The sequence below is a fragment of the Trinickia dinghuensis genome, from assembly GCF_003367175.1.
Taxonomy (GTDB): Bacteria; Pseudomonadota; Gammaproteobacteria; order Burkholderiales; family Burkholderiaceae; genus Trinickia; species Trinickia dinghuensis.
On the sequence record NZ_QRGA01000033.1, the window covers coordinates 1 to 21,613 of the forward strand.

Consider the following 21,613-nt stretch of genomic DNA (forward strand, 5'->3'; position numbering starts at 1 on the left):
CAGATCGCGCTGGTTGATCATCTGCTTCGTCGGCGCGATGGCGATCTTGCCCGGCGAAGGAAACTCGTGATAATCGAGCGCGGCTTCGCGGAAATCCTTCATGTCGGATCGTACGGTCATGTTATTGGTCTTGGAGACGGAGACGGGTTGATGGGGCGGCGCGGTCGTACCGGCCGCTTATGCGGACAGCTTTTGCATCTCGGCGAATAGATCCGCCTTTCCTTCGAAGCCGATGCCGGGCAGATCCGGCATCGTGATGTAACCGTTGTGGACCTTCACGCCGTCCGGGAATCCACCGTACGGCTGGAACAAGTCGGGATACGATTCATTGCCGCCCAAGCCGAGCCCGGCCGCAATGTTGAGCGACATCTGGTGGCCGCCGTGCGGGATGCAGCGGCTACGCGACCAGCCATGCTGATGCAGCATGTCCAGCGTGCGCAGGTATTCGACCAATCCATAGCTCAACGCACAGTCGAACTGCAGCCAATCGCGGTCGGCGCGCATACCGCCGTAGCGGATGAGGTTGCGCGCGTCCTGCATCGAGAACAAGTTTTCACCGGTTGCCATCGGCTTGTCGTAGTAGTTGCGCAGCGTCGCTTGCAATTCGAAATCGAGCGGATCGCCGGCTTCCTCGTACCAGAACAGGTCGTATCGCGAAAGCGCCTTCGCGTATCGAATCGCCGTATCGAGATCGAAGCGGCCGTTTGCATCGACTGCCAGTTTTTGACCGTCGCCCAGCACGCTCAGGATCGAATCGATGCGGCGCAGGTCTTCGTCGAGCGAAGCGCCGCCGATCTTCTTCTTCACGACCGTGTAGCCGCGATCGAGATAGCTGCGCATTTCGTCCTTGAGCTTTTCGTGATCCTGCCCGGGGTAGTAGTAGCCGCCCGCGGCATAGACGAAGATCTCGCGGTTCGGTCGGCCATCGCCGTAACGGTCGGCCAGCAACTGGAACAGCGGCTTGCCTTCGATCTTAGCCACGGCGTCCCATACCGCCATGTCGATCGTGCCCATCGCCACCGAGCGCTCGCCGTGGCCGCCCGGCTTTTCGTTCTGGAACATCGTGTCCCAGATCTTATGGGGATCGAGATTGTTGCCGTCCTTGTCGACGAGCGAGGCCGGGGCGGCCTCGAGCAAACGCGGAATGAACCGCTCACGCATCAACGTGCCCTGCCCATAGCGGCCGTTGGAGTTGAAACCGTAGCCGACGACCGGCTTACCGTCTCGGACGACATCCGTCATCACGGCCACGAGACTCAGCGTCATCTTGCTGAAGTCGATGTAGGCATTCCGGATAGGGGAGCTGATCGGAACGGTCTTCTCGCGAATTTCAACGATTCTCACGACGGTCTCCTGAAGGCGTCGCGCGTTGTCGACGCAACGCGCTGTAGGAGGCGCTAGATTATTCGCGAAAGGTCGCGGTAAGATTCACTGAAAATCACTTCTTTATTAACTTAAAGTGAAGGCCGCGTGAAGACCGACATCGCCTCCCACCTCCAGTTCTTCGTTTTGCTCGCCCGGCATGGAAACCTTGCGGCGGCCGCGCGCGAACTCGACTTGACGCCGCCCGCCGCGACGAAACGGCTCGCTCAACTGGAGGCGAGGCTGGGGGTGCGACTGGTCAACCGGACGACGCGCAGCATCAGTCTCACGGTGGAAGGCGAAACCTATCTGCATCACGCGGCGCGGATCCTGGCCGAAATTCACGAAATGGAAGATGCCGTTTCGTCGAGCCGCTCGGTGCCGCGCGGATTGCTTCGTGTCAACGCGACGCTGGGGTTCGGCCGCACGACCATTGCCCCGCTCGTGTCCGAGTTCGCAAAGCAATACCCGCACGTCGAAGTGCAGCTCGACGTGACCGATCGCCCGATCGATCTCGTCGAGAGCGGCGTTGACCTGGCCATCCGGTTCGGCTCGTTGCCGGACAAGCGGCTCAACGCTCGGCGCATCATGACGAATCGCAGGTTCCTGTGCGCATCGCCGCGGTATCTCGAGCGGCACGGCACGCCGACGAGCCCGGCCGATCTTTCACATCACCAGTGCATCCTTCATCGTCAGAACGACGATGCCTATGGCGTCTGGCGCCTCATGCACGGCGAACACGTCGAAGTGGTGAAAGTGCGGGGCATGCTGTCGAGCAACGACGGCGATATCGTACTCGGCTGGGCGCTCGACGGGCACGGCATCTTGATCCGCTCGGAATGGGATCTTTCGAGGTACCTCGAAAGCGGAAGACTAAGAATCGTGCTTCCCGAGTATGTGCAGCCGCTCGCCGATCTGTTCGTCTACTACCCGCATAAACGGAATCAGTCCGCGCGAGCGCGGGCATTCATCGATTTTCTCGTCGAACGCTTCGGGAATTCCGGCGCGTCCGCTTCGGCGGCTTTGACCTAGCAGAACGCACCGCGGCAAAAAAACCGCCCGCGTGCTTGCGCAAGCGAGCGGTCAAAGACACCTGGGCACACAGATGTGCGACAGGTGCCGCGTGGTTCTCGGAGAACCCCGTTAGAACGTTGGAATATTAGAACTTGTGACGCAGCGCCAGGCGCACGACGACTTGGTTCGCCGTCGACGACGGCGCGTCGGTGCCGAGGACGAATGCCTGATCGAGGATCGAATTCGTCTTGTCGCCGGCAACGTGCTGATAGGCGGCCTGCGCGTAGACATCGGTGCGTTTCGACAGGTTGTAGTCCGCCATCGCACCGATCTGATGGATCTTGGGCTTCGCGCTGCCGGCCGACGAATCGTCATGCTCGAGCGACAGCGTATACGCCGCGCCAAGCGAGAACGCCGACGTGACCTGGTAGAAACCGTTCACTTCGAAGTTCTGGTATTTCAGCGCATTCAAAGTCGTTCCGGACGCGACGATTGCGCTCGGCGTGCCTAGATAGCCGTTGCCGGTCGGATTCTTGTAGTTCGAGTTCGTGTAGACGAAGCCCACCGTTGCGGGGCCGAACGTATAGTTGATGCCCGCACCGAACACACGCATGCGCTGCGCAATGAAACTCGCGTCGTTCGCGGTGATGGCGCCCGCGGAGCCGTCGCCGGGGTGATCGGCCTGCAGGTAAGCCGCTGCGACGAGCAACCCGCCGCGCTGGTATTGCGCGCCCAAGCTGTACGCGCGGTTATCGGCAAAGCTGGTGCTGTTGCTGAAGCTATACGCGCCGCCGAATTGAAGCCCTGCGAAGTTCGGGCTCGCGTACTTCACCGCATTGTCGAGCCGGAAGGAGTTGTCGGTGTTGTCGTTGTCGTACGGATGCGAGAACAGATAGCCGGCCCAGTTGCCGTTCGAGGTCAACGGCCCGACGTAGTCGACCATGGAGTCGTATTGGCGGCCGAACGTGACCGTGCCGTACTGTCCATTGCTCAAGCCGACGAATGCCTGACGGCCGAACATCCGGCCGCCCTGGCCCAGCCGGCCCGAATTGACGTCGAACCCGTTCTCGAGCTGGAACAGCGCCTTCGTGCCGCCACCGAGATCCTCGCTACCCTGCAGGCCCCAGCGGCTGCCCTGCGCATAGCCGCTCTGCATTTCATACACGTGGCTGCCGCCGACGTTATTGGTGTAGTTCAGCCCCTCGTCGATCACGCCATATAAACTCACACTGCTTTGCGCGAATACGGGCGAGGCAAAGGCGGCGGTCACGGCGAGCGCCGTCAGCTTCTTTTTCATTCGGATCTCCAAATTTCAAGCTTGCGTTAGTGTTTTACTGCACTCTGGGTGCTCTAAACGGGTGCGCGAAAGCATCACATCCAACACGTGCGGCGTCATTGCAGCAGGCGGGCCACGGCCGCGCGATAGGCCGCGTAGATTTCGGCTTCGTCGCGATAGCGGCTGGCGGCGCCGCGCATTGCGTCAGCGCCCAAGCATCGGCAGCTTGAGACCGGCTTCGCGAGCGGTACGCTGCGCGAGCTCGTAGCCCGCATCCGCATGACGCATCACGCCCGTCGCCGGATCGTTGAACAGCACGCGTCCCAAGCGCTCGCGCGCGGCATCGGTGCCGTCCGCGACGATCACGACCCCCGCGTGCTGCGAAAAGCCCATCCCGACGCCGCCGCCGTGATGCAGCGACACCCACGATGCGCCGCCCGCGGTGTTCAGCAGCGCGTTCAAAAGCGGCCAGTCGCTGACGGCATCCGAGCCGTCCCGCATGGCCTCGGTCTCGCGATTCGGGCTGGCAACCGAGCCCGTGTCGAGGTGGTCGCGCCCGATCACGATCGGGGCCTTGAGCTCGCCCGTGCGCACCATTTCGTTGAACGCCTGGCCGAGGCGATAGCGATCCTTCACGCCGACCCAGCAGATCCGCGCCGGCAATCCTTGGAACGCGATACGCTCGCGCGCCATGTCGAGCCAGTTGTGCAGGTGCGGATCGTCGGGAATCAGTTCCTTGACCTTGGCGTCGGTCTTGTAGATGTCTTCGGGATCCCCCGACAGCGCCACCCAGCGGAACGGCCCCTTGCCTTCGCAAAAGAGCGGGCGGATATAAGCCGGCACGAAGCCGGGAAAATCGAAAGCGTTCTCGACGCCCATTTCGAGGGCCATCTGGCGGATGTTGTTGCCGTAGTCGAGCGTCGCCGCGCCACGCTGCTGCAGCGCGAGCATGGCGCGAACTTGCACGGCCATCGACTGCTTCGCCGGCTGGACGATGCTCTGCGGATCGGTCTTTTGCCGCTCGCGCCACGCCTCGAGCATCCAGCCCTGGGGCAGATAGCCGTTGATGGGATCGTGCGCGCTCGTCTGGTCCGTCACGCAATCGGGCGTGATGCCGCGTGCAACGAGTTCGGGGAAGACGTCGGCCGCATTGCCGAGCAGCCCCACGGAGATCGGCTTGCCTGCGCGCTTCGCCTCGTCCAGCATCGCGAGCGCTTCGTCGAGCGTGCTCGCCTTCTTGTCCAGATAGCGCGTCTTCAAGCGAAAATCGATGCGCGATTCGTCGCATTCGACCGCGAGCATGGAGAAGCCCGCCATCGTGGCGGCCAGCGGCTGCGCGCCGCCCATGCCGCCGAGGCCGCCCGTCAAGATCCAGCGCCCGCTCGGATCGCCGTTGAAGTGCTGGTTCGCCACCGAGAAAAACGTCTCGTAGGTGCCTTGCACGATGCCCTGCGAGCCGATGTAGATCCAGCTGCCCGCCGTCATTTGGCCGTACATCATGAGCCCCTTGCGGTCCAGCTCATGGAAATGATCCCAGGTAGCCCAATGCGGAACGAGATTCGAATTGGCGATCAGCACGCGCGGCGCATCGGCATGCGTGCGGAAGACACCGACCGGCTTGCCCGATTGAACCAGCAGCGTCTCGTCGTCGTTCAACTCGCGCAGCGAAGCGAGGATCTGATCGAAGCAATCCCAGTTGCGCGCCGCACGGCCGATCCCGCCGTAGACGACGAGTGCGTGCGGGTGCTCGGCCACCTCCGGATCGAGATTGTTTTGAATCATCCGGTAGACCGCTTCCGTCAGCCAGCTCTTGCAAGTCTTCTCGCTGCCGCGTGGCGCGCGAATCGTGCGGGTGGTGTCCAGACGCGGATCGATGTGCTTCGGAAAGTTCATAAGAGCCTCGGAACAAATGAAAACTTGAGAGAGAAGAAGAACGGTCGCGGGACGACTGTCGATGACGCCGAGTCTAGCCCGATCAACTTGTCTATACAACTGAAATTGCACCGAATCAGGGTTTTCGCCAATACAGCGAAATCACTGCAAATATGGGGAAAAACCTTTCTCTCTCACGCCATGGGAAGAAAACATTTGCATAGACAACATGGCCACTTAACCACGATGCTAATGCCACCCTCGGTTCGAAGGCATCAGTGCTTTTAATTAGGATTCCTAACTTATTTGCGCCGGCTGCATCGAGGCGGAAAAATCGTGCCTCGAATCAATCCGTCAAACGCTGCCGGTCAAATGGAAACGCGAGGCGGGATGCCACAGCTGGACCGAGGTGGCCACCAAATCGCCCACCCAAGTGCGGCGCCAGACGAGCAGACAGGGTTCGCCGATTTCCATCTCGAGATAACGGCGCACGTGCGCATCGGGCTTTTGCGCGTAGATCCGGAATTCGGCGCGCTGGATCGGCGCAAGCCGCACCATGTAGTGGTTCGGCGTCTCCAACGTGAAGTCTTGCTGCAAGTACTCCGGAAACACGTGCGGATTCACGAAGCGATCCTCGTACTGAATCGGCTCGTCTTCCTCGGTATGGACGATACGCGAGTGAAACACCGGCCCCTTCGCAAGATCGAGTGCCGCCATCGCTTCGGGGTCGTCGCTTCGATCCAGCGTCAGCACGCGCGCGCCATAGCGATGGCCACGCGACATGATTTCGTCGGCGATGTTTCGAATCTCGAGCACCGGAGATTCGTAATGACGCGGCGCGACAAAGGTGCCGGAACCCTGTACGCGCGTCAGCACCCGCTCCGTGGTCAGTTCGCGCAGTGCACGCGATACGGTCATGCGGGCAACCCCGAACTCCTTGACCAGCTCCGCCTCGGACGGAATCATGTCGCCCGGCTTCCAGGTGCCGTCCGCAATGCGGTCTACCACGTAGCGCTTGATTTGCTCGTAGGCAGGCAAGGTCCTGCGCGGCGCCTCGGCCGGTTGTGCCGCAATCTCAGCTCGTGCGTTCATATTCATCTTGTAGTCGACTCGGTCGTCTTTCTGGATCGGCCAGCGGTGGAGGCGCATCGTCGACGATCATCCGGAACACCCGGTTCATGTCGTCCGCAAGCGGACGATCGTCCCGGTAGATCGGCACGACGCTGCGAATTCGCGTGCGCAGCGCCTCGGTATAAGGCGAACGCGGCAAATCGGCAGGCTGCAGGTCGTAAGCCTGCACGGCGGCCAGCAATTCTATCGCGACGATGCGCGTACCGTTCTCGACGATGTTGAGCGCCTTCAGCGCCGCCGGTGTCGCATGACACAGATGATCTTCCTGCAAACCCGACGTCACGCCGCCGTCGAGGCTCGCCGGCGCGGCTTCACGGTGATTCTGCGCAACCAGCGACGCCGCCGTGTACTGCGCGATCATAAAGCCGGAGCGCGTCCCGCCGTCCGCCGCGAGAAACGCGGGCAAGCCGCTGACGAGCGGATTCACGAGCCGGTCGATCCGGCGCTCGGACATCGCCGCCACCTGGGCGAGTGCCACGCCGAGGCTATCCATCGCCAGCGCGAGCGATGCGCTGACCGCATGGGCTTGCGAATACACGCTCGGGTGATCGGGCGTGCCCGCGACGATCGGGTTGTCGGTCACCGACGCGAGTTCGCGGTCCACCGATCTCGCTACATCGTCGAACACGTCGCGCGCCGCGCCGTGCACATGCGGAATGGCGCGCAAGCTCAGCGAGTCCTGGGTGCGCCGCCCGGCGGCCACGGCGAGGATGCCGCTGCCCGCCAGCGCTCCGCGCAGACGCGCGCCCACCGTTTCGAGGCCCGGAGACACGCGAAAGGCCAGCGATTGCGCGCCGAACGCCTCCACCTGCCCCTGCAGATTCTCGAACGTCATGGCCGCCACCACATCGACCCAGTCCAGCAGACGCCGTGCCCGCGCAAGCGCGAGCACGGCGAGGCCCGTGACGCAAGGCGTGCCGTTCACGAGGCTCAGGCCCTCCTTCGCCTCCAGCGACAACGGCTCGAGCCCGAGCCGGCGCAACGCCTCGGCGCCGCTCACGCGAGTGTCGCCAAAACGCGCCCAGCCCGCGCCCACGCAGACGAGCGCGATATGCGCCATATGGCTGAGATAACCGACCGAACCGAAGGCGGGCACCTCCGGCACGCAGTCGCCATTGAGCAGCGCGACGAGCTGCCTGACTACCGCGAGCCGAACGCCCGAATACCCGTGCGCGTAGTTGTTCACGGCCGCGGCCATGATCGCGCGGACCGCCTCCGGCCCGAGCAGCGGACCGACGCCCACCGCATGGCTCATCAGAATGTTGTGCGACAAATCGTGCTGCTTGGCCTGCGACACGACCGTATCGCACAGCGCCCCGACGCCGGTGTTGACGCCATAGGCGCGGATCCCGCGTTCGACGATCTGCTCGACGAGCGCGCGTGCCGCGCCGATACGCGCGCTGGCGTCGTCCGACAGTTCGAGCCGGGCACCGCCGGCGATTTCGGCAATCGCGTGCCAGTCGAACGGTTCGGTGGAACGGATAAAAGTCTTCATGGTTTCGCGAAAGACATGAACCGCGGCTTCAGTGCGCCGCGCGATCCTGGTGACTCGAGACGAACTGGCGGAAACGTTCCGACTTCTGTTCGCCGAATACTTCTTGCGACGTGCCGTCGAGATCGACGCGTCCCTCGTGCAGGAACATCACGCGGTTCGAGACGTGCCGCGCAAAGCCCATCTCGTGCGTGACGACGAGCATCGTCCGTCCTTCGTCGGCAAGCGAGCGCATCACGCGCAACACCTCGCCGACCAGTTCCGGATCGAGCGCCGACGTCGGTTCGTCGAACAGCATGACCTTCGGGTGCATCGCCAGCGCACGCGCGATCGCGACACGCTGCTGCTGGCCGCCCGACAAGTGCGCGGGATAATGACCGCGCTTGTCCGCCATCCCGACCTTGGCGAGCAGCATCTCGGCCTCCTCCACTGCCTCGGCGCGATTGCGCTTGAGCACGCGCAACGGCCCCTCGATGAGGTTGTCGAGCACCGTCATATGCGACCAGAGATTGAAGCTCTGAAACACCATGCCCAACTGCGAGCGGATGCGATCCACCTGGCGACGATCGGCGGGCTGCTGGCGGCCGTCGCGGCGCCGCTTCATCTTCAACTCTTCGCCCGCGAGCGAGACCGAACCGTCGTCGGGGGTCTCGAGCAGGTTCAGGCAGCGCAGGAACGTGCTCTTGCCCGACCCGCTCGCGCCGAGGATCGAGATCACGTCCCCCTCCTTGGCATCGAGCGATATCCCTTTGAGCACGTGATGATCGCCAAAGGATTTCTGAATATTCTTGACCGACAGCGTGACAGGTGCGGATGGATTCGTGTTCATAGGTTCTCCGTCGAGTGCGTGCCCAGCTACCGTGAAGCAGCGCGGACGAGATGGGTCGAAGCCGATGCGGGCGCGGGCGTCCTCGGCGCGCGCAGATGACGCGACAGCCGCTTCTCGAACGCCCCGAGCACTCGCACGATGGCGAAGTTCAGGCACAGATAGATCAACGCCGCGCACGCGAACACCTCGGTGGTGCGATAGGTCTGGCGGATGATGTCCTGCGCCACGGCGGTGACTTCCCAGACCGTGACGAGACTCGTGAGCGCCGTCGATTTGACGAGCAGCACGGCTTCCGTCGAATACGCCGGCAGGCACTGCCGCAGTGCGATCGGCGCGATCACGCGGCGCAGCAGCTTGAATCCCGACATACCGATGGCGTAGCCGGCCTCGATCTGCCCGATCGGAACGCCCATCAAGCCGCCGCGGATGATCTCCGCCGTGTAGCCCGCCGTGCACAGCGCAAGCGACAGCACGGCGCATACGTACGGTTCGCGCAGCAGCGGCCAGAGAAAGCTATGGCGGATCACGCCGAATTGGCCGAGCCCGTAATAGATCAAGAACAGCTGGATCAGCAACGGGGAGCCGCGAAACACGAAAATATAGAGCCGCGCGAAGCGGTTAGGCAGCCAATACGGCGAGACGCGCATCGTCACGATCACGAGCGCGAACAGGCCGCCGAGCACCAGCGACGCGAAGAAGATCGCGAGCGTGGCCGGCACGGCCACCAGCAGCCGGCACATCGTGTCGTAGAGAAAACCGAAATCGATCGACATGTGGAATCCCCGGGCAACGATCAGTTGCGAGCAAAGTTACGTTTGAACGAACGCCCGACCACGGCCTCCGCCCGGCCGAAGATGCGATTCGACACCCCGGTGATCACGAGATACAGCACACCGCCGGCAATGAAGAACTGGAAGTAGTCGTGCGTGGAGCCGGCACCCACCTGACTTTCGCGCATCAGTTCGGCCAGGCCCGTCACCGAAATCAGCGCGGAATCCTTCAGGCTCATCTGCCACACGTTGCCGATGCCCGGCAGCGCAAAGCGAAGCACCTGCGGAATCAGAATCCGGCGCAGCATCGTCGCCCGCGACATGCCGATCGCGCATGCCGCCTCGAGCTCGCCGGGGGCGACCGCCAGGACCGCCGCCCGGTAAACCTCGGCCTGATACGAACCGGAGATCATGCCCACGGCGAACGCGCCGACCGCGAACGGCGGCACGCTGACGAAACCGTCGGAGCCGAACCAGTGTGCCACCGCCGACACGAACCCGGACCCGCCGAAATAGAACAGGTAGATCACGAGCAATTCGGGCACGCCGCGAAAGACGGTCGTATAGCACTCCCCCAAGAAGCCCGCGACGCGAAAACGCGACAGCTTCGCGCAAGCGACCAATGCGCCGAACACCGCGCCGATGGCGAGCGCCGCCAGCGTCAATGCGACGGTCATCGACGCGCCGAGCAGCATCACGCCGCCCCACCCGTCGACCCCGAACCCGAACATTTCAAAAGCACTCATGTCTCGCTCCCGGTCTTCACGCTGCAGGCCTTTCGCATACTGCTCAAGGAGCGACGTTCGTCTTGAACCACTTCTGCGACAAGCGCGTCACCGTGCCGTCCGCGATCGCCGCGGCAATCGCCGTGTCGAATTTCGCCTTCAAATCGGCGTCCTGCTTGCGGAATGCCAACCCTTCGCCCGGGCCCCAGACGGCACCGGCGATTTCCGGACCGGCCATCACGATCGACGCGTTCTTGTTCGCGCCCGAGGTGAAGTAGGTCACGTCGTCGAACGATGCATCGATCCGGCCGTTCGCGAGGTCGAGATCGCGCTCGGGCGCGGTCTTGTATTGGCGGATCGTCGCGACGTCCTTGAAGTTGTTTTCGATGAAGTCCGTGTACACCGTGCCCGACTGGATGCCGATCGTCTTGCCCTTGAGCGCTTTGCGCAGCGCCTCGACGCCGGGCTGACCGGTATGCGCGTTGTTGTCGAGCTTGACGACGATCGGCTTCGCGGCCGCCTTCTGCAGGATCGTCGTATCGGCGACGGCGAAGGTCGCGGGCGTGGCCGCATAGGGCCGCGACAGCCCGATGATCTTCTCGCGGTCGGGCGTGCTCGAGATCGCGTCGACCAGCACGTCGAACTTGCCCGCCTGCAGACCCGGGATCATGCCGTCCCAGTCCTGCGTGACGAGTTTGCATTGCAGTTTGATGCGGGCACACAGATTCGCGACCAGTTCGGGCTCGAAACCGCTCAGCTTGCCGCCAGGCTCCGTCAGGTTCCACGGCGCGTAATCGCCCTCGGTTGCGATTGTCACGGACGTCCACTCTTTAGCCTGGGCGGGCCCCGCCAGCACAGCCATACCAAGTACCGCACCGATCCATGCCTTGACGAGCATGGTGCGCTTCACGTTCATTTCGACACTCCTATTGCGTGGGAAAGACTGGACTCGCATCCATGGGGGTTGGCGTTGCTGCGAGGTTGTATAGACAAGCTTGCATGAAACAAAAACGCATAGCAAGGAGAAGTGCCGTAAAACATGGTGTTATAGGGGTATGTACTAGTCCTTTTTTCCTCACATCAAACAAGTTGACTAGACATTTTGGTGCACGGCGCAGGCCATGCACCAAAACAAAACGAAAGAGGCCGGCGAATGCATCGCCGGCCTCTTTCGTTTTTCGTCGGTGGACGTCGCGGTGACGCCAGCCTGCGTACCGCGTCGTCTTCGACGCTACTTGCTGCGCCTCTCGCTCATCGCTGCTTCGTACCGGGCCCGGCTTTCCGCATCGGGCGGATAGAGCCCCGGCAACGCGGCGCCGCGCTCGACTTCTTCCATGATCCAGTTCTCGAGCCGTTCCTGTTCCGCCGCGGCCGCAATCACCTCGTCGACCAATGCCGAGGGAATGACGACTGCGCCGTCCGCATCGACCACGATCACGTCATCCGGAAACACGGCAACGCCACCGCAAGCGATCGGCTCCTGCCAGCCGACGAAGGTCAGCCCCGCAACCGAGGGCGGCGCAGCCGTGCCTTGGCACCAGACCGGCAAGCCGGTGCCGGCCACGCCCGCGACGTCGCGAACCACGCCGTCCGTGACCAGTGCGGCCACACCGCGCTTTTTCATTCGCGCGCACAGGATGTCGCCGAAGATCCCGGCATCGGTGACGCCCATCGCATCCACGACAGCAATGCAGCCCGCGGGCATCGCTTCGATCGCAGCGCGTGTCGAACGCGGCGACGACCATGATTCCGGCGTCGCGAGGTCTTCGCGCGCCGGGACGAAGCGCAGCGTGAAGGCACGACCGACCACGCGCGGTAGATCGGGACACAGCGCCCGCGTGCCGCGCAGCCACACGTTGCGCAGCCCCTTTTTCAGCAGAACGGTCGTCAGCGTTGCCGTCGAGACCTGCGAGAGCGCCGCGGCAACGTGCGGATCGAGAGCGTCGAAAGATTTGGGAGATTCGAGTGAGTCGGAAGACATGACGAGATTTCCGTAAGTTAGATGCTGGCGATCAGCCCACCGTCGACGCGGACGATGCCGCCCGTCATATACGATGCGCGCGTGCTTGCGAGGAACGCGACGACGTCCGCGTATTCCTCCGGCCTGCCGTAGCGGCCCATGGGGATCGACGACGTGCTTTGCGCGGCGACCTCCTCGACCGCCCGGCCTTCGCGCTGCGCTTTGGCCTCGTCGAGGAAGCGGATCCGATCGGTCGCGATGCGGCCCGGCAAGATCACATTGGCCGTGATGCCGTTTGCCGCGACTTCCCGCGCAAGTGTCTTCGACCACCCGACGAGCGACATGCGCAGCGCGTTGGAGATGGCCAGGTTCGGGATGGGCGACACCACACCCGACGACGTGCTCGTAATCACGCGGCCCCATTGCTTCGCGCGCATGCCGGGCAGCACGCGATCGGTGATTGCGATCGCCGAGAGCACCATGAGGCGGAAGTATTTTTCCCAAACGCCGCTCGGTTGGCCCGAGGCGGGTGTCGGAGGCGGCCCGCCTGTATTGTTGACGAGGATGTCCACCGAGCCGAACCGCTGCTCGATCGTCTCGATGCGCGCGTCGACGACCGATAGGTCGCTCATGTCCCATGGCAGAGCCAGAGCCTGTGCCCCGGCCACACGCACGGCCTCGGCCGATTGTTCGAGCGCCGCGGCGTCCAGATCGGCAAGCGCGACATTCGCGCCTTCGCTCGCAAGCGCGACCGCAATCGCGCGGCCGAGCCCGCCTCCGCCGCCCATCACCAGCGCGGTTTTATTTTGTAAACCCAGATCCATAAGATTTCCCTGTTCCTGACATACCGTCACGTACGATCACGTGCCATCGCCGACCTTCACGCAGCTTCGCAGCCGCACGCGCCGCATCAAGCGACCACGGTCCATTTCCCATACTTCGCCACCGCGCTTTCATCGAAACCGAATCCGAGCCCCGGCGTCTGATGCAGCATGACGCGGCCGTTACGATGCTCCAATTGACGGTCGATCAGGCGCCGGAAGTTCAATACCTGGTCGTCCCAGAAGAATTCGACGTATCGCGCGTTCGGCGTGGCCGCAACGAGCGGAGCGTGGACGTCGTGAAACCAGTGCGGGCACATGACGACGCCGTGGCTCGCCGCGGTCGCGGCAATCCTGCGCCATTCGGAAATGCCGCCGCATACCACGGCGTCGGTTTGCAAAATGGCCGCGCCGCCCTTCTCCAGCAGCTCCTTGTGGTACCACCGCCCATAACCGATCTCGCCCGTGGCGACCGGCACCCGGGTCAACTTCGCCAGCCGCGCGTGGTTGTCGATGTCGTCCGGCGAAAACGGTTCTTCGATGAAGTAAGGCGCGTATTGCTCGATGCGCTGCAAGTGCTGCAGCGCCTGCGTCGTGTCGGTCCAGCCGTTGTTGATGTCGATCATCAACTCGATATCCGGTCCGATCGCTTCGCGCGCCGCGCGAACGCGCGCTTCCTCTTCCCGGGGGCTCAGGCGCCCGCCTTTCATCTTGACGGCCTTGAAACCCATCTCGACATAGCTCGCCATCTCTTCGCCCAGCATGGCCGGCGTCTTGCCGTCGAGGTAGTAGCCGCCGCTGGCGTAGGCCGGCACGCTGTCCAGTTCGACGGCACCCAGATATTTGTGCAGCGGCAGTTGGTGAGTACGCGCGTTCAGATCCCAGATGGCCGTGTCCAAGATGCTGATGGCGCGCATGACGGTGCCCGCGCGGCCATGAAGCAGCGCCTCCTGATACATGGCCTGCCACAAGCCCTCGACGGCGTATGAATCCTTGCCGATCAAGACCGGCGCCAGCAACTGCTCCACCGCAACGCGCAACAGCTCGCCGCCCGCGCTGCCGACATAGCAGAACCCGATTCCTTCGACACCGTCGCTCGAACGAACCTTGACCAAGCCGTAGTGGCGGGTCGAAACGGTACGCGTGGCGAACGAGGTGACACGGTCGAGCGGGACGCCCGCCGCGCACACGGAAATGGATTCGATCTTCGACATGACAACACTCCTGATCTGATGGAAACGCGGCCGGTCTCATACGCGGCCTGCCGGAGAAGTGTGCTAGTCTCGAATCGTCAGAAACAGTACGCTTCTGCTTTCTCACAAGATAAAATTTTTATCGATGGACTCCCGGTATCTGCAAAGCTTTGTGTACGTGGTCGAACTGGGATCGATCGCGGAAGCCGCTCGCCGCCTCGATCTGACGCCGGCCGCCGTGGCGCAGCGGGTCAAGATGCTGGAAGCGGAGTTGGGCGCGAAGCTGGTGCGGCGTTCGGGTCGCACGGTCGGCACGACCGAGGCAGGCGAACGAATTCTGGAGCGCGCCCGCACGGTCCTGCACGACATCCGCGATCTGAAGTCGGATCTCGTCGGCCCCTCGTCGCTCGGCGGGGAACTTCGCCTGGGCGGCACGCCGACGATGATGATGAATCTGATCCCCGACGTGCTCGCGACGCTGTTGGCCCGTCATCCCCAGATCGATCTCTATCTGGAGCCCGGCAAGTCGGCGGACCTGTATCGGAAAGTGGTCGGCGGCGAGCTCGACGCGGCCCTGCTCGTCCACCCTCAGCACGATCTGCCGAAGAACTGCGACTGGCATACGTTTCGGGAGGAGCCGCTCGTATTGCTCACGCCGGCATCCATGACGGTGACCGACCCGCATGCCGTGCTGCAAACCGAACCGTTCCTGCGCTACGACCGCAACGTGGTAGGCGGGCAACTGGCCGATGCCTACCTGCGGCAACACGGTATCCGCCCCCACCAACGCTGCGAGCTCGATGGCCTCGACGCCATCTCCGTGCTGGTCGATCGCGGTCTCGGCGTCTCGCTGGTGCCCGACTGGCTGACGACGCGCGGCACCGGTCTGTCGCTCGCGAAGTGGCCTATGCCTCATCCCTTTCCGAAGCGCGTGATGGGATTGATTTGGGGGCGCTCGTCCGCCCGTATGCGTCTGGTTCAGGCCCTGCTCGAGGTCGTCACCGAGTTCGGCGAAGCAATCGACTCGCGCGGCCGGCCGGAATGAGATCCGGCTGCGACGCGGCTTCATGAGCATGAAACCATCGCTTCCGGTCTGCCTCGGCCAGCCCGAACGCAAAAAATATTAACTTCTAAAGCAAACGACTCGAACTTGTTCCTGGCGAGCCGCGCCGGAATACTCGGCTCAACGCATGCCCCGAACGTCGCTTTCCTTTCGTTCAGAACCGTATACGGCGGATGCGTAACAAGCCCATCATTCACTCGCCACGGCATTCAAAACGACAAGGCGCGGCGAGTCAGGAGACAAACTTGCAACCCCAAACGTCCTTTTCTCCGGCGATCGAAACGAATCCGTCCGATCTGCTGTTCCGGCGCGTCGCTTGGCGCTTCATGCCGCTGCTGTTTCTCGGCTACGTGGTCGCCTACTTGGATCGCGTCAATATCGGCTTTGCCAAACTACAGATGCTCGGGAGTCTGCATTTCAGCAATGCGGCCTACGGCCTCGGCGCCGGCTTGTTCTTCATCGGCTATTTTCTGTTCGAGGTGCCCAGCAACTTGCTGCTGCACCGCTTCGGCGCGCGTCGCTGGATCGCTCGGATCATGGTGACCTGGGCCCTGCTCTCGATGGTCACCGCCTGGGTCACGACACCGCTGATGTTCTATGTCGTGCGTTTCTTGCTCGGCGTGGCGGAAGCTGGCTTCTTCCCCGGCATGATCCTCTACCTGACGTATTGGTTTCCGGCGCATCGCCGCGGCAAGATGGTGGCGCTGCTGATGGCGGGCATTCCAGTGTCCGGGCTGCTCGGCGGTCCCCTCTCCGGCTTTCTGATGCGCGCGTTCGACGGCACGTGGGGATTCGGGGGCTGGCAGTGGCTCTTCATCGTGGAAGCGTTGCCGTCGATCACGCTGGGGATCGCGATCTACTTCGGTCTCGACGATCGCGTGGCCGACGCCAAGTGGCTGAGCGACGACGAGAAAGCGCTGATCCAGCGCGAAATCGACGCCGATGACTCGGTACGGACGCACGGTTCCGTGCGCGCCGTGTTCGGTTCGGCACGCGTATGGCTGCTGTGCTTGATTCTGTTCGGCGTGGTGATGGGCTCGTACGCGATCGGCTTCTGGCAGCCGACGATCATCCGCAGCACGGGCATCGACGATCCGCTCGAGATCGGTCTGTTGACGATGATCCCGTATTCGTTTGCGCTGGTATCGATGATTGCGGTCGGCCGGCATGCGGACCGCACCCGCGAACGACGCTGGCATACCGTCGTCCCCGCACTGGTTGCGGCGTCCGGATTCAGCTTGTGCGCGCTCGGCGGCAACAGTTCGGTGCTGTCGATGATCGGGCTGACGCTCGCGGTATCCGGCGTCGTCACCACGCTGCCGATGTTCTGGGCGCTGCCCACCGCGTTTCTCGGCGGCACCGGGGCGGCGGCCGGCATCGCGCTGATCAACTGCACCGGCAATCTGGCCGGCTTCATCAGCCCCACCGTGATCGGATGGCTCAAGTCCTATACGCACACGCTGGCGTCGGGGCTCGTGCTCACGGCGGGGACGCTGACGCTCTCCGCGGTGCTGATTCTGACGTTCATCCCAGCGTGTCTGGCCAATCGCTGAAACCATGCCGGCGGGCGGTTCTCGACGGTCAGATCAACTCGCCAAGGGCGCCGTCAACTGCCGCGCGATAGCAAGAAAGTTGGCCACCTTCGACGTCGTGGCCGGCTCTTGCGAGGCTAACGCAAGGCGAATCGTGATGTTCGCGCCGGCAACATCGACATACACGACGCCCTCGACCTGGATCCGGCAGACCGATTCCGGAACCAGCGACACGCCGAACTCCGCGGCGACGAAGTTGACGACCGACGACAACTGCGGGGCCTGCTGGCCGAGAACCGGCTCGAATCCGGCGTTGCGGCACGCGCCGACGATGACGTCATGCAGCGTCGGACTGGCGTCGCGCGGCAGCAGGACAAACGGTTCGCCGGCAAGCGCCTCGAGTTTGATCCGTCGTTTGCGGGCCAATGGGTGCGTTGCGGGCAGAACTAGCTGCATGCGTTCAGCGGCGATGTGATGGAAAGTCATTCCCGCCGGAGACTGGGCGCCGAGCCGCACGAAAGCCACGTCGACGCGGCCCGACTTGAGGTGCTCCAGCAGTTCAGCCGTGTTTCCTTCCGAAAGCGTAAGCGTCACGCCGGGGTACGACTGCCGGAACAACCGGATCATCCTCGGCACAACCGGGTTGAAAGCTGCCGACCCGGTGAACCCGATGTTCAACTGCCCCGTTTCGCCGCGGCCGGCGCTTTGCGCATTGGCAATGGCTTGGCCCGCGCTTTCCAGGAGCCGGCGCGCATCGATCAGAAACGCCTCGCCGGCTTCCGTGAGCACGACGCCATGCCCCGTCCGCCGAAAAAGGCGGACGTCCAGTTCGGTTTCCAACGCGCGAATTTGCTGGCTCAACGGAGGCTGACCGATGCCCAGCCGCTCCGCCGCCCGCGTGACGTTTCGTTCCTCAGCCACAGCCAGGAAGTAGCGAATATGCCGTAGTTCCATCCTGATATCGCTTAAAAGTATTTCTGGAATACACGATAGATATTGGACAGCATATCAGCACAGGAACAAAATATCGCCAAATTTTGCGGGCGGCTTCCGCCTCGCATTGACTCACGCTCCCCCACGTACCCTGACCGCGCTCGGTCCGGGTCGGCTCGCCCGTTGGGCCCGTCGTATTCAACGGTTTTGCGGCAGGGGTGCAGCGCCGATCAGGTTCGATACGACAAAGGGGTACTACATGGCAGAAGCCGCAAAGAAGCCGAGGCCGGAATTCCGGAACATCGGTCTGGGGCAAATCTTGACGGCCTACCGTCTACCGCTAGCAGGNCATGGCAGAAGCCGCAAAGAAGCCGAGGCCGGAATTCCGGAACATCGGTCTGGGGCAAATCTTGACGGCCTACCGTCTACCGCTAGCAGGGCGCGTGTCGATCCTGCACCGGGTCAGCGGTGCGCTCCTCTTCGTTTTCCTGCCCTTCCTGCTGTTCCTCTTCGACCAAAGCCTCACGTCCGAGTTGAGCTTCGAGTCGTTCAAGTTCTTCCTCTCGAACATCATCGTCAAGATCGTCACGCTCGTGCTGGCGTGGGCCTTTCTCTTTCATTTCTGCGCGGGCATCCGTCACTTGTTGATGGACATGAACCACGACGCGGTATCCAAGGAGAGCGGCAAGCGCACGTCCGTCGTCGTTCTCGTCGTGTCGTCGATTCTTACGATCGCCTTCGCGCTCAAACTGTTCGGAGCTTTCTAAAAAAATGTCAGCCAACAACCGAATCGGCTCGAAGCGCCTCGTCGTCGGCGCGCATTACGGCCTGCGCGATTGGCTCGCGCAGCGCGTGACCGCCACCATCATGGCGATCTACACCGTCATCCTGCTGGCCTGGTTCTTCAGTGCGCAGGCTTTCTCCTACGACGGCTGGGCCTCGATCTTCGCCACTCAATGGATGAAGCTGGCGACGTTCGTCACGCTGATCTCGCTGTTCTACCACGCGTGGGTAGGCATTCGGGACATCTGGATGGACTACGTGAAGCCCGTGGGCGTGCGCCTGGCGCTGCAAGCGCTGACGATCGTCTGGTTGCTCGGTTGTGCGGGCTACGCTGCGCAGATTCTCTGGAGAGTGTAAAAGAATGGCTGCAATCAAAAATTCTCTGCCGCGTCGCCGCTTCGACGTGGTCATCGTCGGCGCCGGTGGTTCGGGGATGCGCGCCTCGCTGCAGCTGGCGCGCGCGGGCTTGTCCGTTTGCGTGCTCTCCAAGGTGTTCCCCACGCGCTCGCACACGGTGGCCGCGCAAGGCGGCATCGGCGCATCGCTCGGCAACATGAGCGAAGACAACTGGCACTACCACTTCTACGACACGATCAAGGGCTCGGACTGGCTCGGCGATCAAGACGCGATCGAGTTCATGTGCCGCGAGGCACCGAACGCGGTGTACGAGCTCGAGCACTTCGGCATGCCGTTCGACCGCAACGCCGACGGCACGATCTATCAGCGCCCGTTCGGCGGGCACACGGCCAACTACGGTGAGAAGCCCGTCCAGCGCGCGTGCGCGGCGGCCGACCGTACCGGTCACGCGCTGCTGCACACGCTCTATCAGCAAAACGTCGCGGCCAAGACGCAGTTCTTCGTCGAATGGATGGCGCTCGATCTGATCCGCGACGCCGACGGCGACGTGCTCGGCGTCACGGCGCTGGAGATGGAAACGGGCGACGTGTACATCCTCGAAGGCAAGTGCACGCTGTTCGCCACGGGCGGCGCGGGCCGGATCTTCGCGGCGTCCACCAACGCGTTCATCAACACGGGCGACGGCCTGGGCATGGCGGCCCGTTCGGGCATCGCGCTGCAGGACATGGAGTTCTGGCAGTTCCACCCCACCGGCGTGGCCGGCGCGGGCGTGCTGATCACCGAAGGGGTGCGCGGCGAAGGCGGCATCTTGCGCAACGCGGACGGCGAGCGCTTCATGGAGCGCTACGCGCCGACGCTGAAGGATCTGGCGCCGCGCGATTTCGTGTCGCGCTCGATGGACCAGGAAATCAAGGAAGGCCGCGGCGTGGGCCCGCACAAGGACCACGTGCTGCTGGACCTGTCGCACATCGGCGCCGAGACGATCATGAAGCGTCTGCCGTCGATTCGCGAAATCGCGCTGAAGTTCGCGAACGTGGACTGCATCAAGGAGCCGATCCCGGTCGTGCCGACGATCCATTACCAGATGGGCGGCATCCCGACGAACATTCACGGTCAAGTGGTCGGTACGCCGCGCGGCCATGAAGAGCCCGTGAACGGCTTCTACGCGGTGGGCGAATGCTCGTGCGTCTCGGTGCACGGGGCGAACCGCCTGGGCACGAACTCGCTGCTCGACTTGGTGGTGTTCGGCCGTGCCGCGGGCAACCACATCGTCAAGCACGTGAAGGACATCAAGGAGCACAAGCCGCTGCCGGCGGACGCGGCCGACTTCGCGCTCTCGCGTCTGGACAAGCTCGACAAGTCGAGCTCGGGCGAGTACACGCAAGCGATCGCGGGCGACATCCGCGCGAGCATGCAGGCGCATGCGGGCGTGTTCCGCACGTCGAAGCTGCTGGCCGAAGGCGTGGAAAGCATCAAGCAAATCGCCGAGCGCGTGGAGCATGTGCACCTGAAGGACAAGTCGAAGGTGTTCAACACGGCGCGGGTGGAAGCGCTGGAGCTGGCGAATCTGATCGAGGTGGCGCGGGCGACGATGGTGTCGGCCGACGCGCGCAAGGAAAGCCGCGGCGCGCATGCGCTGGACGATCACCAGGAGCGTGACGACGTCAATTGGCTGCGCCACACGCTGTGGTTCAGCGAGGGCGATCGCCTCGATTACAAGCCGGTGCACATGCAGCCGTTGACGGTCGAATCGGTGCCGCCGAAGGCGCGTACCTTCTAAGCCGGCGCATTCAAAGGACACACGCGAAATGGCAAAACGTACTATCGAAATTTATCGCTACGATCCGGACAAGGATGCGGCGCCGCGCATGCAATCGTACGAGCTGGAGCTGGGCTCGGGCGACCGGATGCTGCTGGACGCGCTGGTCAAGCTCAAGGCGCTGGACGAAACGATCTCGTTCCGCCGCTCGTGCCGCGAAGGCGTGTGCGGATCGGATGCGATGAACATCAACGGCAAGAACGGCCTGGCGTGCCTGACGAACCTGAACGATCTGCCGCAAAAGATCGTGCTGCGTCCGCTGCCGGGGCTGCCGGTGGTGCGCGATTTGATTTGCGACTTCACGCAATTCTTCAATCAGTACCATTCGATCAAGCCGTACCTGATCAACGACACGCCGCCGCCGGAGAAGGAGCGCCTGCAGTCGCCGGAGGAGCGCGAAGAGCTCGACGGGCTGTACGAGTGCATTCTGTGCGCGAGCTGCTCGACGTCGTGCCCGAGCTTCTGGTGGAATCCGGACAAGTTCGTGGGCCCCGCGGGGCTGCTGCAAGCGTATCGGTTCATCGCCGATACCCGCGACGAAGCCACGGGCGAACGCCTGGATAACCTTGAAGACCCTTACCGTCTGTTCCGTTGCCATACGATCATGAACTGCGTCGACGTGTGCCCGAAGGGGCTCAACCCGACGAAGGCGATCGGCAAGATCAAGGAACTGATGGTGCG

General features: G+C 63.1%; 20 protein-coding genes. 7 read left to right on the plus strand and 13 right to left on the minus strand.

Features of this window, described 5'->3' with window-relative positions; all coding sequences use genetic code 11:
- Positions 1-177: 177 nt before the first annotated feature.
- Entirely contained in the window at positions 178-1,344 is a 1,167-nt protein-coding gene (locus DWV00_RS33120) for a mandelate racemase/muconate lactonizing enzyme family protein (protein ID WP_115537840.1), read from the minus strand.
- 126 nt (positions 1,345-1,470) lie between these two features.
- Here DWV00_RS33120 and DWV00_RS33125 point away from each other — a divergent pair, with 126 nt between their 5' ends.
- Complete coding sequence (locus DWV00_RS33125; protein ID WP_115537841.1) at positions 1,471-2,394, plus strand: LysR family transcriptional regulator; 924 nt, start codon at positions 1,471-1,473, stop codon at positions 2,392-2,394.
- Between the two features lie 127 nt (positions 2,395-2,521).
- Here DWV00_RS33125 and DWV00_RS33130 read toward each other — a convergent pair whose 3' ends face one another.
- The 11 genes from DWV00_RS33130 to DWV00_RS33180 all read right to left on the minus strand — a co-directional run bounded on the left by DWV00_RS33130 (position 2,522) and on the right by DWV00_RS33180 (position 14,466).
- Positions 2,522-3,673 (minus strand): porin, encoded by a 1,152-nt coding sequence (locus tag DWV00_RS33130; RefSeq protein WP_115537842.1) that lies wholly within the window; start codon positions 3,671-3,673, stop codon positions 2,522-2,524.
- Positions 3,674-3,856: 183 nt separating this feature from the next.
- Positions 3,857-5,545 carry a urocanate hydratase gene (hutU, locus tag DWV00_RS33135; RefSeq protein ID WP_115537843.1) on the minus strand — a complete coding sequence of 563 codons (1,689 nt, stop codon included), beginning with the start codon at positions 5,543-5,545 and terminating at the stop codon, positions 3,857-3,859.
- Positions 5,546-5,878: 333 nt separating this feature from the next.
- Entirely contained in the window at positions 5,879-6,622 is a 744-nt protein-coding gene (gene hutC / locus DWV00_RS33140; RefSeq protein WP_425452889.1) for a histidine utilization transcriptional repressor HutC, read from the minus strand.
- Positions 6,600-8,150 (minus strand): HAL/PAL/TAL family ammonia-lyase, encoded by a 1,551-nt coding sequence (locus DWV00_RS33145; RefSeq protein WP_115537845.1) that lies wholly within the window; start codon positions 8,148-8,150, stop codon positions 6,600-6,602. Before DWV00_RS33145 ends, hutC begins: the two co-directional genes overlap by 23 nt.
- Positions 8,151-8,178: 28 nt before the next feature.
- A complete protein-coding gene (locus DWV00_RS33150) occupies positions 8,179-8,976 on the minus strand; it encodes an ABC transporter ATP-binding protein (protein ID WP_115537846.1) in 798 nt (265 codons plus the stop codon).
- Between the two features lie 26 nt (positions 8,977-9,002).
- Entirely contained in the window at positions 9,003-9,749 is a 747-nt protein-coding gene (locus DWV00_RS33155; RefSeq protein WP_115537847.1) for an ABC transporter permease, read from the minus strand.
- Between the two features lie 20 nt (positions 9,750-9,769).
- Entirely contained in the window at positions 9,770-10,492 is a 723-nt protein-coding gene (locus DWV00_RS33160) for an ABC transporter permease (protein ID WP_115537848.1), read from the minus strand.
- A gap of 43 nt (positions 10,493-10,535) precedes the next feature.
- Positions 10,536-11,387: a transporter substrate-binding domain-containing protein gene (locus DWV00_RS33165; protein ID WP_115537849.1), complete on the minus strand. Its 852-nt coding sequence runs from the start codon at positions 11,385-11,387 to the stop codon at positions 10,536-10,538.
- 315 nt (positions 11,388-11,702) lie between these two features.
- Positions 11,703-12,452 (minus strand): ribonuclease activity regulator RraA, encoded by a 750-nt coding sequence (locus DWV00_RS33170; protein ID WP_115537850.1) that lies wholly within the window; start codon positions 12,450-12,452, stop codon positions 11,703-11,705.
- 17 nt (positions 12,453-12,469) lie between these two features.
- The gene (locus tag DWV00_RS33175; protein WP_115537851.1) at positions 12,470-13,255 is read right to left on the minus strand and encodes an SDR family oxidoreductase; all 786 of its coding nucleotides are present in this window, start codon (positions 13,253-13,255) and stop codon (positions 12,470-12,472) included.
- An 86-nt stretch (positions 13,256-13,341) separates the two neighbouring features.
- Positions 13,342-14,466, minus strand: coding sequence for a mandelate racemase/muconate lactonizing enzyme family protein (locus tag DWV00_RS33180; protein ID WP_115537852.1), 1,125 nt, complete (start codon positions 14,464-14,466; stop codon positions 13,342-13,344).
- 124 nt (positions 14,467-14,590) lie between these two features.
- Between DWV00_RS33180 and DWV00_RS33185 the strand changes: the two genes are divergently transcribed.
- Both DWV00_RS33185 and DWV00_RS33190 read left to right on the plus strand, forming a co-directional pair.
- Complete coding sequence (locus DWV00_RS33185) at positions 14,591-15,490, plus strand: LysR family transcriptional regulator (protein WP_115537853.1); 900 nt, start codon at positions 14,591-14,593, stop codon at positions 15,488-15,490.
- A 263-nt stretch (positions 15,491-15,753) separates the two neighbouring features.
- Positions 15,754-17,061, plus strand: coding sequence for an MFS transporter (locus DWV00_RS33190; RefSeq protein WP_245965143.1), 1,308 nt, complete (start codon positions 15,754-15,756; stop codon positions 17,059-17,061).
- Positions 17,062-17,094: 33 nt separating this feature from the next.
- Here DWV00_RS33190 and DWV00_RS33195 read toward each other — a convergent pair whose 3' ends face one another.
- Entirely contained in the window at positions 17,095-17,994 is a 900-nt protein-coding gene (locus tag DWV00_RS33195; protein WP_115537855.1) for a LysR family transcriptional regulator, read from the minus strand.
- A gap of 329 nt (positions 17,995-18,323) precedes the next feature.
- Here DWV00_RS33195 and sdhC point away from each other — a divergent pair, with 329 nt between their 5' ends.
- The 4 genes from sdhC to DWV00_RS33220 form a co-directional block, all read left to right on the plus strand.
- Complete coding sequence (sdhC, locus tag DWV00_RS33205; RefSeq protein ID WP_115537856.1) at positions 18,324-18,740, plus strand: succinate dehydrogenase, cytochrome b556 subunit; 417 nt, start codon at positions 18,324-18,326, stop codon at positions 18,738-18,740.
- 4 nt (positions 18,741-18,744) lie between these two features.
- A complete protein-coding gene (gene sdhD / locus DWV00_RS33210; protein WP_115537857.1) occupies positions 18,745-19,113 on the plus strand; it encodes a succinate dehydrogenase, hydrophobic membrane anchor protein in 369 nt (122 codons plus the stop codon).
- Between the two features lie 4 nt (positions 19,114-19,117).
- Positions 19,118-20,893, plus strand: coding sequence for a succinate dehydrogenase flavoprotein subunit (sdhA, locus tag DWV00_RS33215; protein ID WP_115537858.1), 1,776 nt, complete (start codon positions 19,118-19,120; stop codon positions 20,891-20,893).
- A 28-nt stretch (positions 20,894-20,921) separates the two neighbouring features.
- On the plus strand, positions 20,922-21,613 hold a 692-nt coding region (locus DWV00_RS33220), incomplete at its 3' end, for a succinate dehydrogenase iron-sulfur subunit (RefSeq protein ID WP_147298038.1).

Excerpts from the sequence above, each read along its gene's own strand:
- DWV00_RS33130 (WP_115537842.1), bottom strand. The coding sequence starts at position 3,673 with ATGAAAAAGAAGCTGACGGCGCTCGCCGTGACCGCCGCCTTTGCCTCG.
- hutU (WP_115537843.1), bottom strand. The coding sequence starts at position 5,545 with ATGAACTTTCCGAAGCACATCGATCCGCGTCTGGACACCACCCGCACG.
- hutC (WP_425452889.1), bottom strand. The coding sequence starts at position 6,622 with ATGAATATGAACGCACGAGCTGAGATTGCGGCACAACCGGCCGAGGCG.
- DWV00_RS33145 (WP_115537845.1), bottom strand. The coding sequence starts at position 8,150 with ATGAAGACTTTTATCCGTTCCACCGAACCGTTCGACTGGCACGCGATT.
- DWV00_RS33150 (WP_115537846.1), bottom strand. The coding sequence starts at position 8,976 with ATGAACACGAATCCATCCGCACCTGTCACGCTGTCGGTCAAGAATATT.
- DWV00_RS33155 (WP_115537847.1), bottom strand. The coding sequence starts at position 9,749 with ATGTCGATCGATTTCGGTTTTCTCTACGACACGATGTGCCGGCTGCTG.
- DWV00_RS33160 (WP_115537848.1), bottom strand. The coding sequence starts at position 10,492 with ATGAGTGCTTTTGAAATGTTCGGGTTCGGGGTCGACGGGTGGGGCGGC.
- DWV00_RS33165 (WP_115537849.1), bottom strand. The coding sequence starts at position 11,387 with ATGAACGTGAAGCGCACCATGCTCGTCAAGGCATGGATCGGTGCGGTA.
- DWV00_RS33170 (WP_115537850.1), bottom strand. The coding sequence starts at position 12,452 with ATGTCTTCCGACTCACTCGAATCTCCCAAATCTTTCGACGCTCTCGAT.
- DWV00_RS33175 (WP_115537851.1), bottom strand. The coding sequence starts at position 13,255 with ATGGATCTGGGTTTACAAAATAAAACCGCGCTGGTGATGGGCGGCGGA.
- DWV00_RS33180 (WP_115537852.1), bottom strand. The coding sequence starts at position 14,466 with ATGTCGAAGATCGAATCCATTTCCGTGTGCGCGGCGGGCGTCCCGCTC.
- DWV00_RS33185 (WP_115537853.1), top strand. The coding sequence starts at position 14,591 with ATGGACTCCCGGTATCTGCAAAGCTTTGTGTACGTGGTCGAACTGGGA.
- DWV00_RS33195 (WP_115537855.1), bottom strand. The coding sequence starts at position 17,994 with ATGGAACTACGGCATATTCGCTACTTCCTGGCTGTGGCTGAGGAACGA.
- sdhC (WP_115537856.1), top strand. The coding sequence starts at position 18,324 with ATGGCAGAAGCCGCAAAGAAGCCGAGGCCGGAATTCCGGAACATCGGT.
- sdhD (WP_115537857.1), top strand. The coding sequence starts at position 18,745 with ATGTCAGCCAACAACCGAATCGGCTCGAAGCGCCTCGTCGTCGGCGCG.
- sdhA (WP_115537858.1), top strand. The coding sequence starts at position 19,118 with ATGGCTGCAATCAAAAATTCTCTGCCGCGTCGCCGCTTCGACGTGGTC.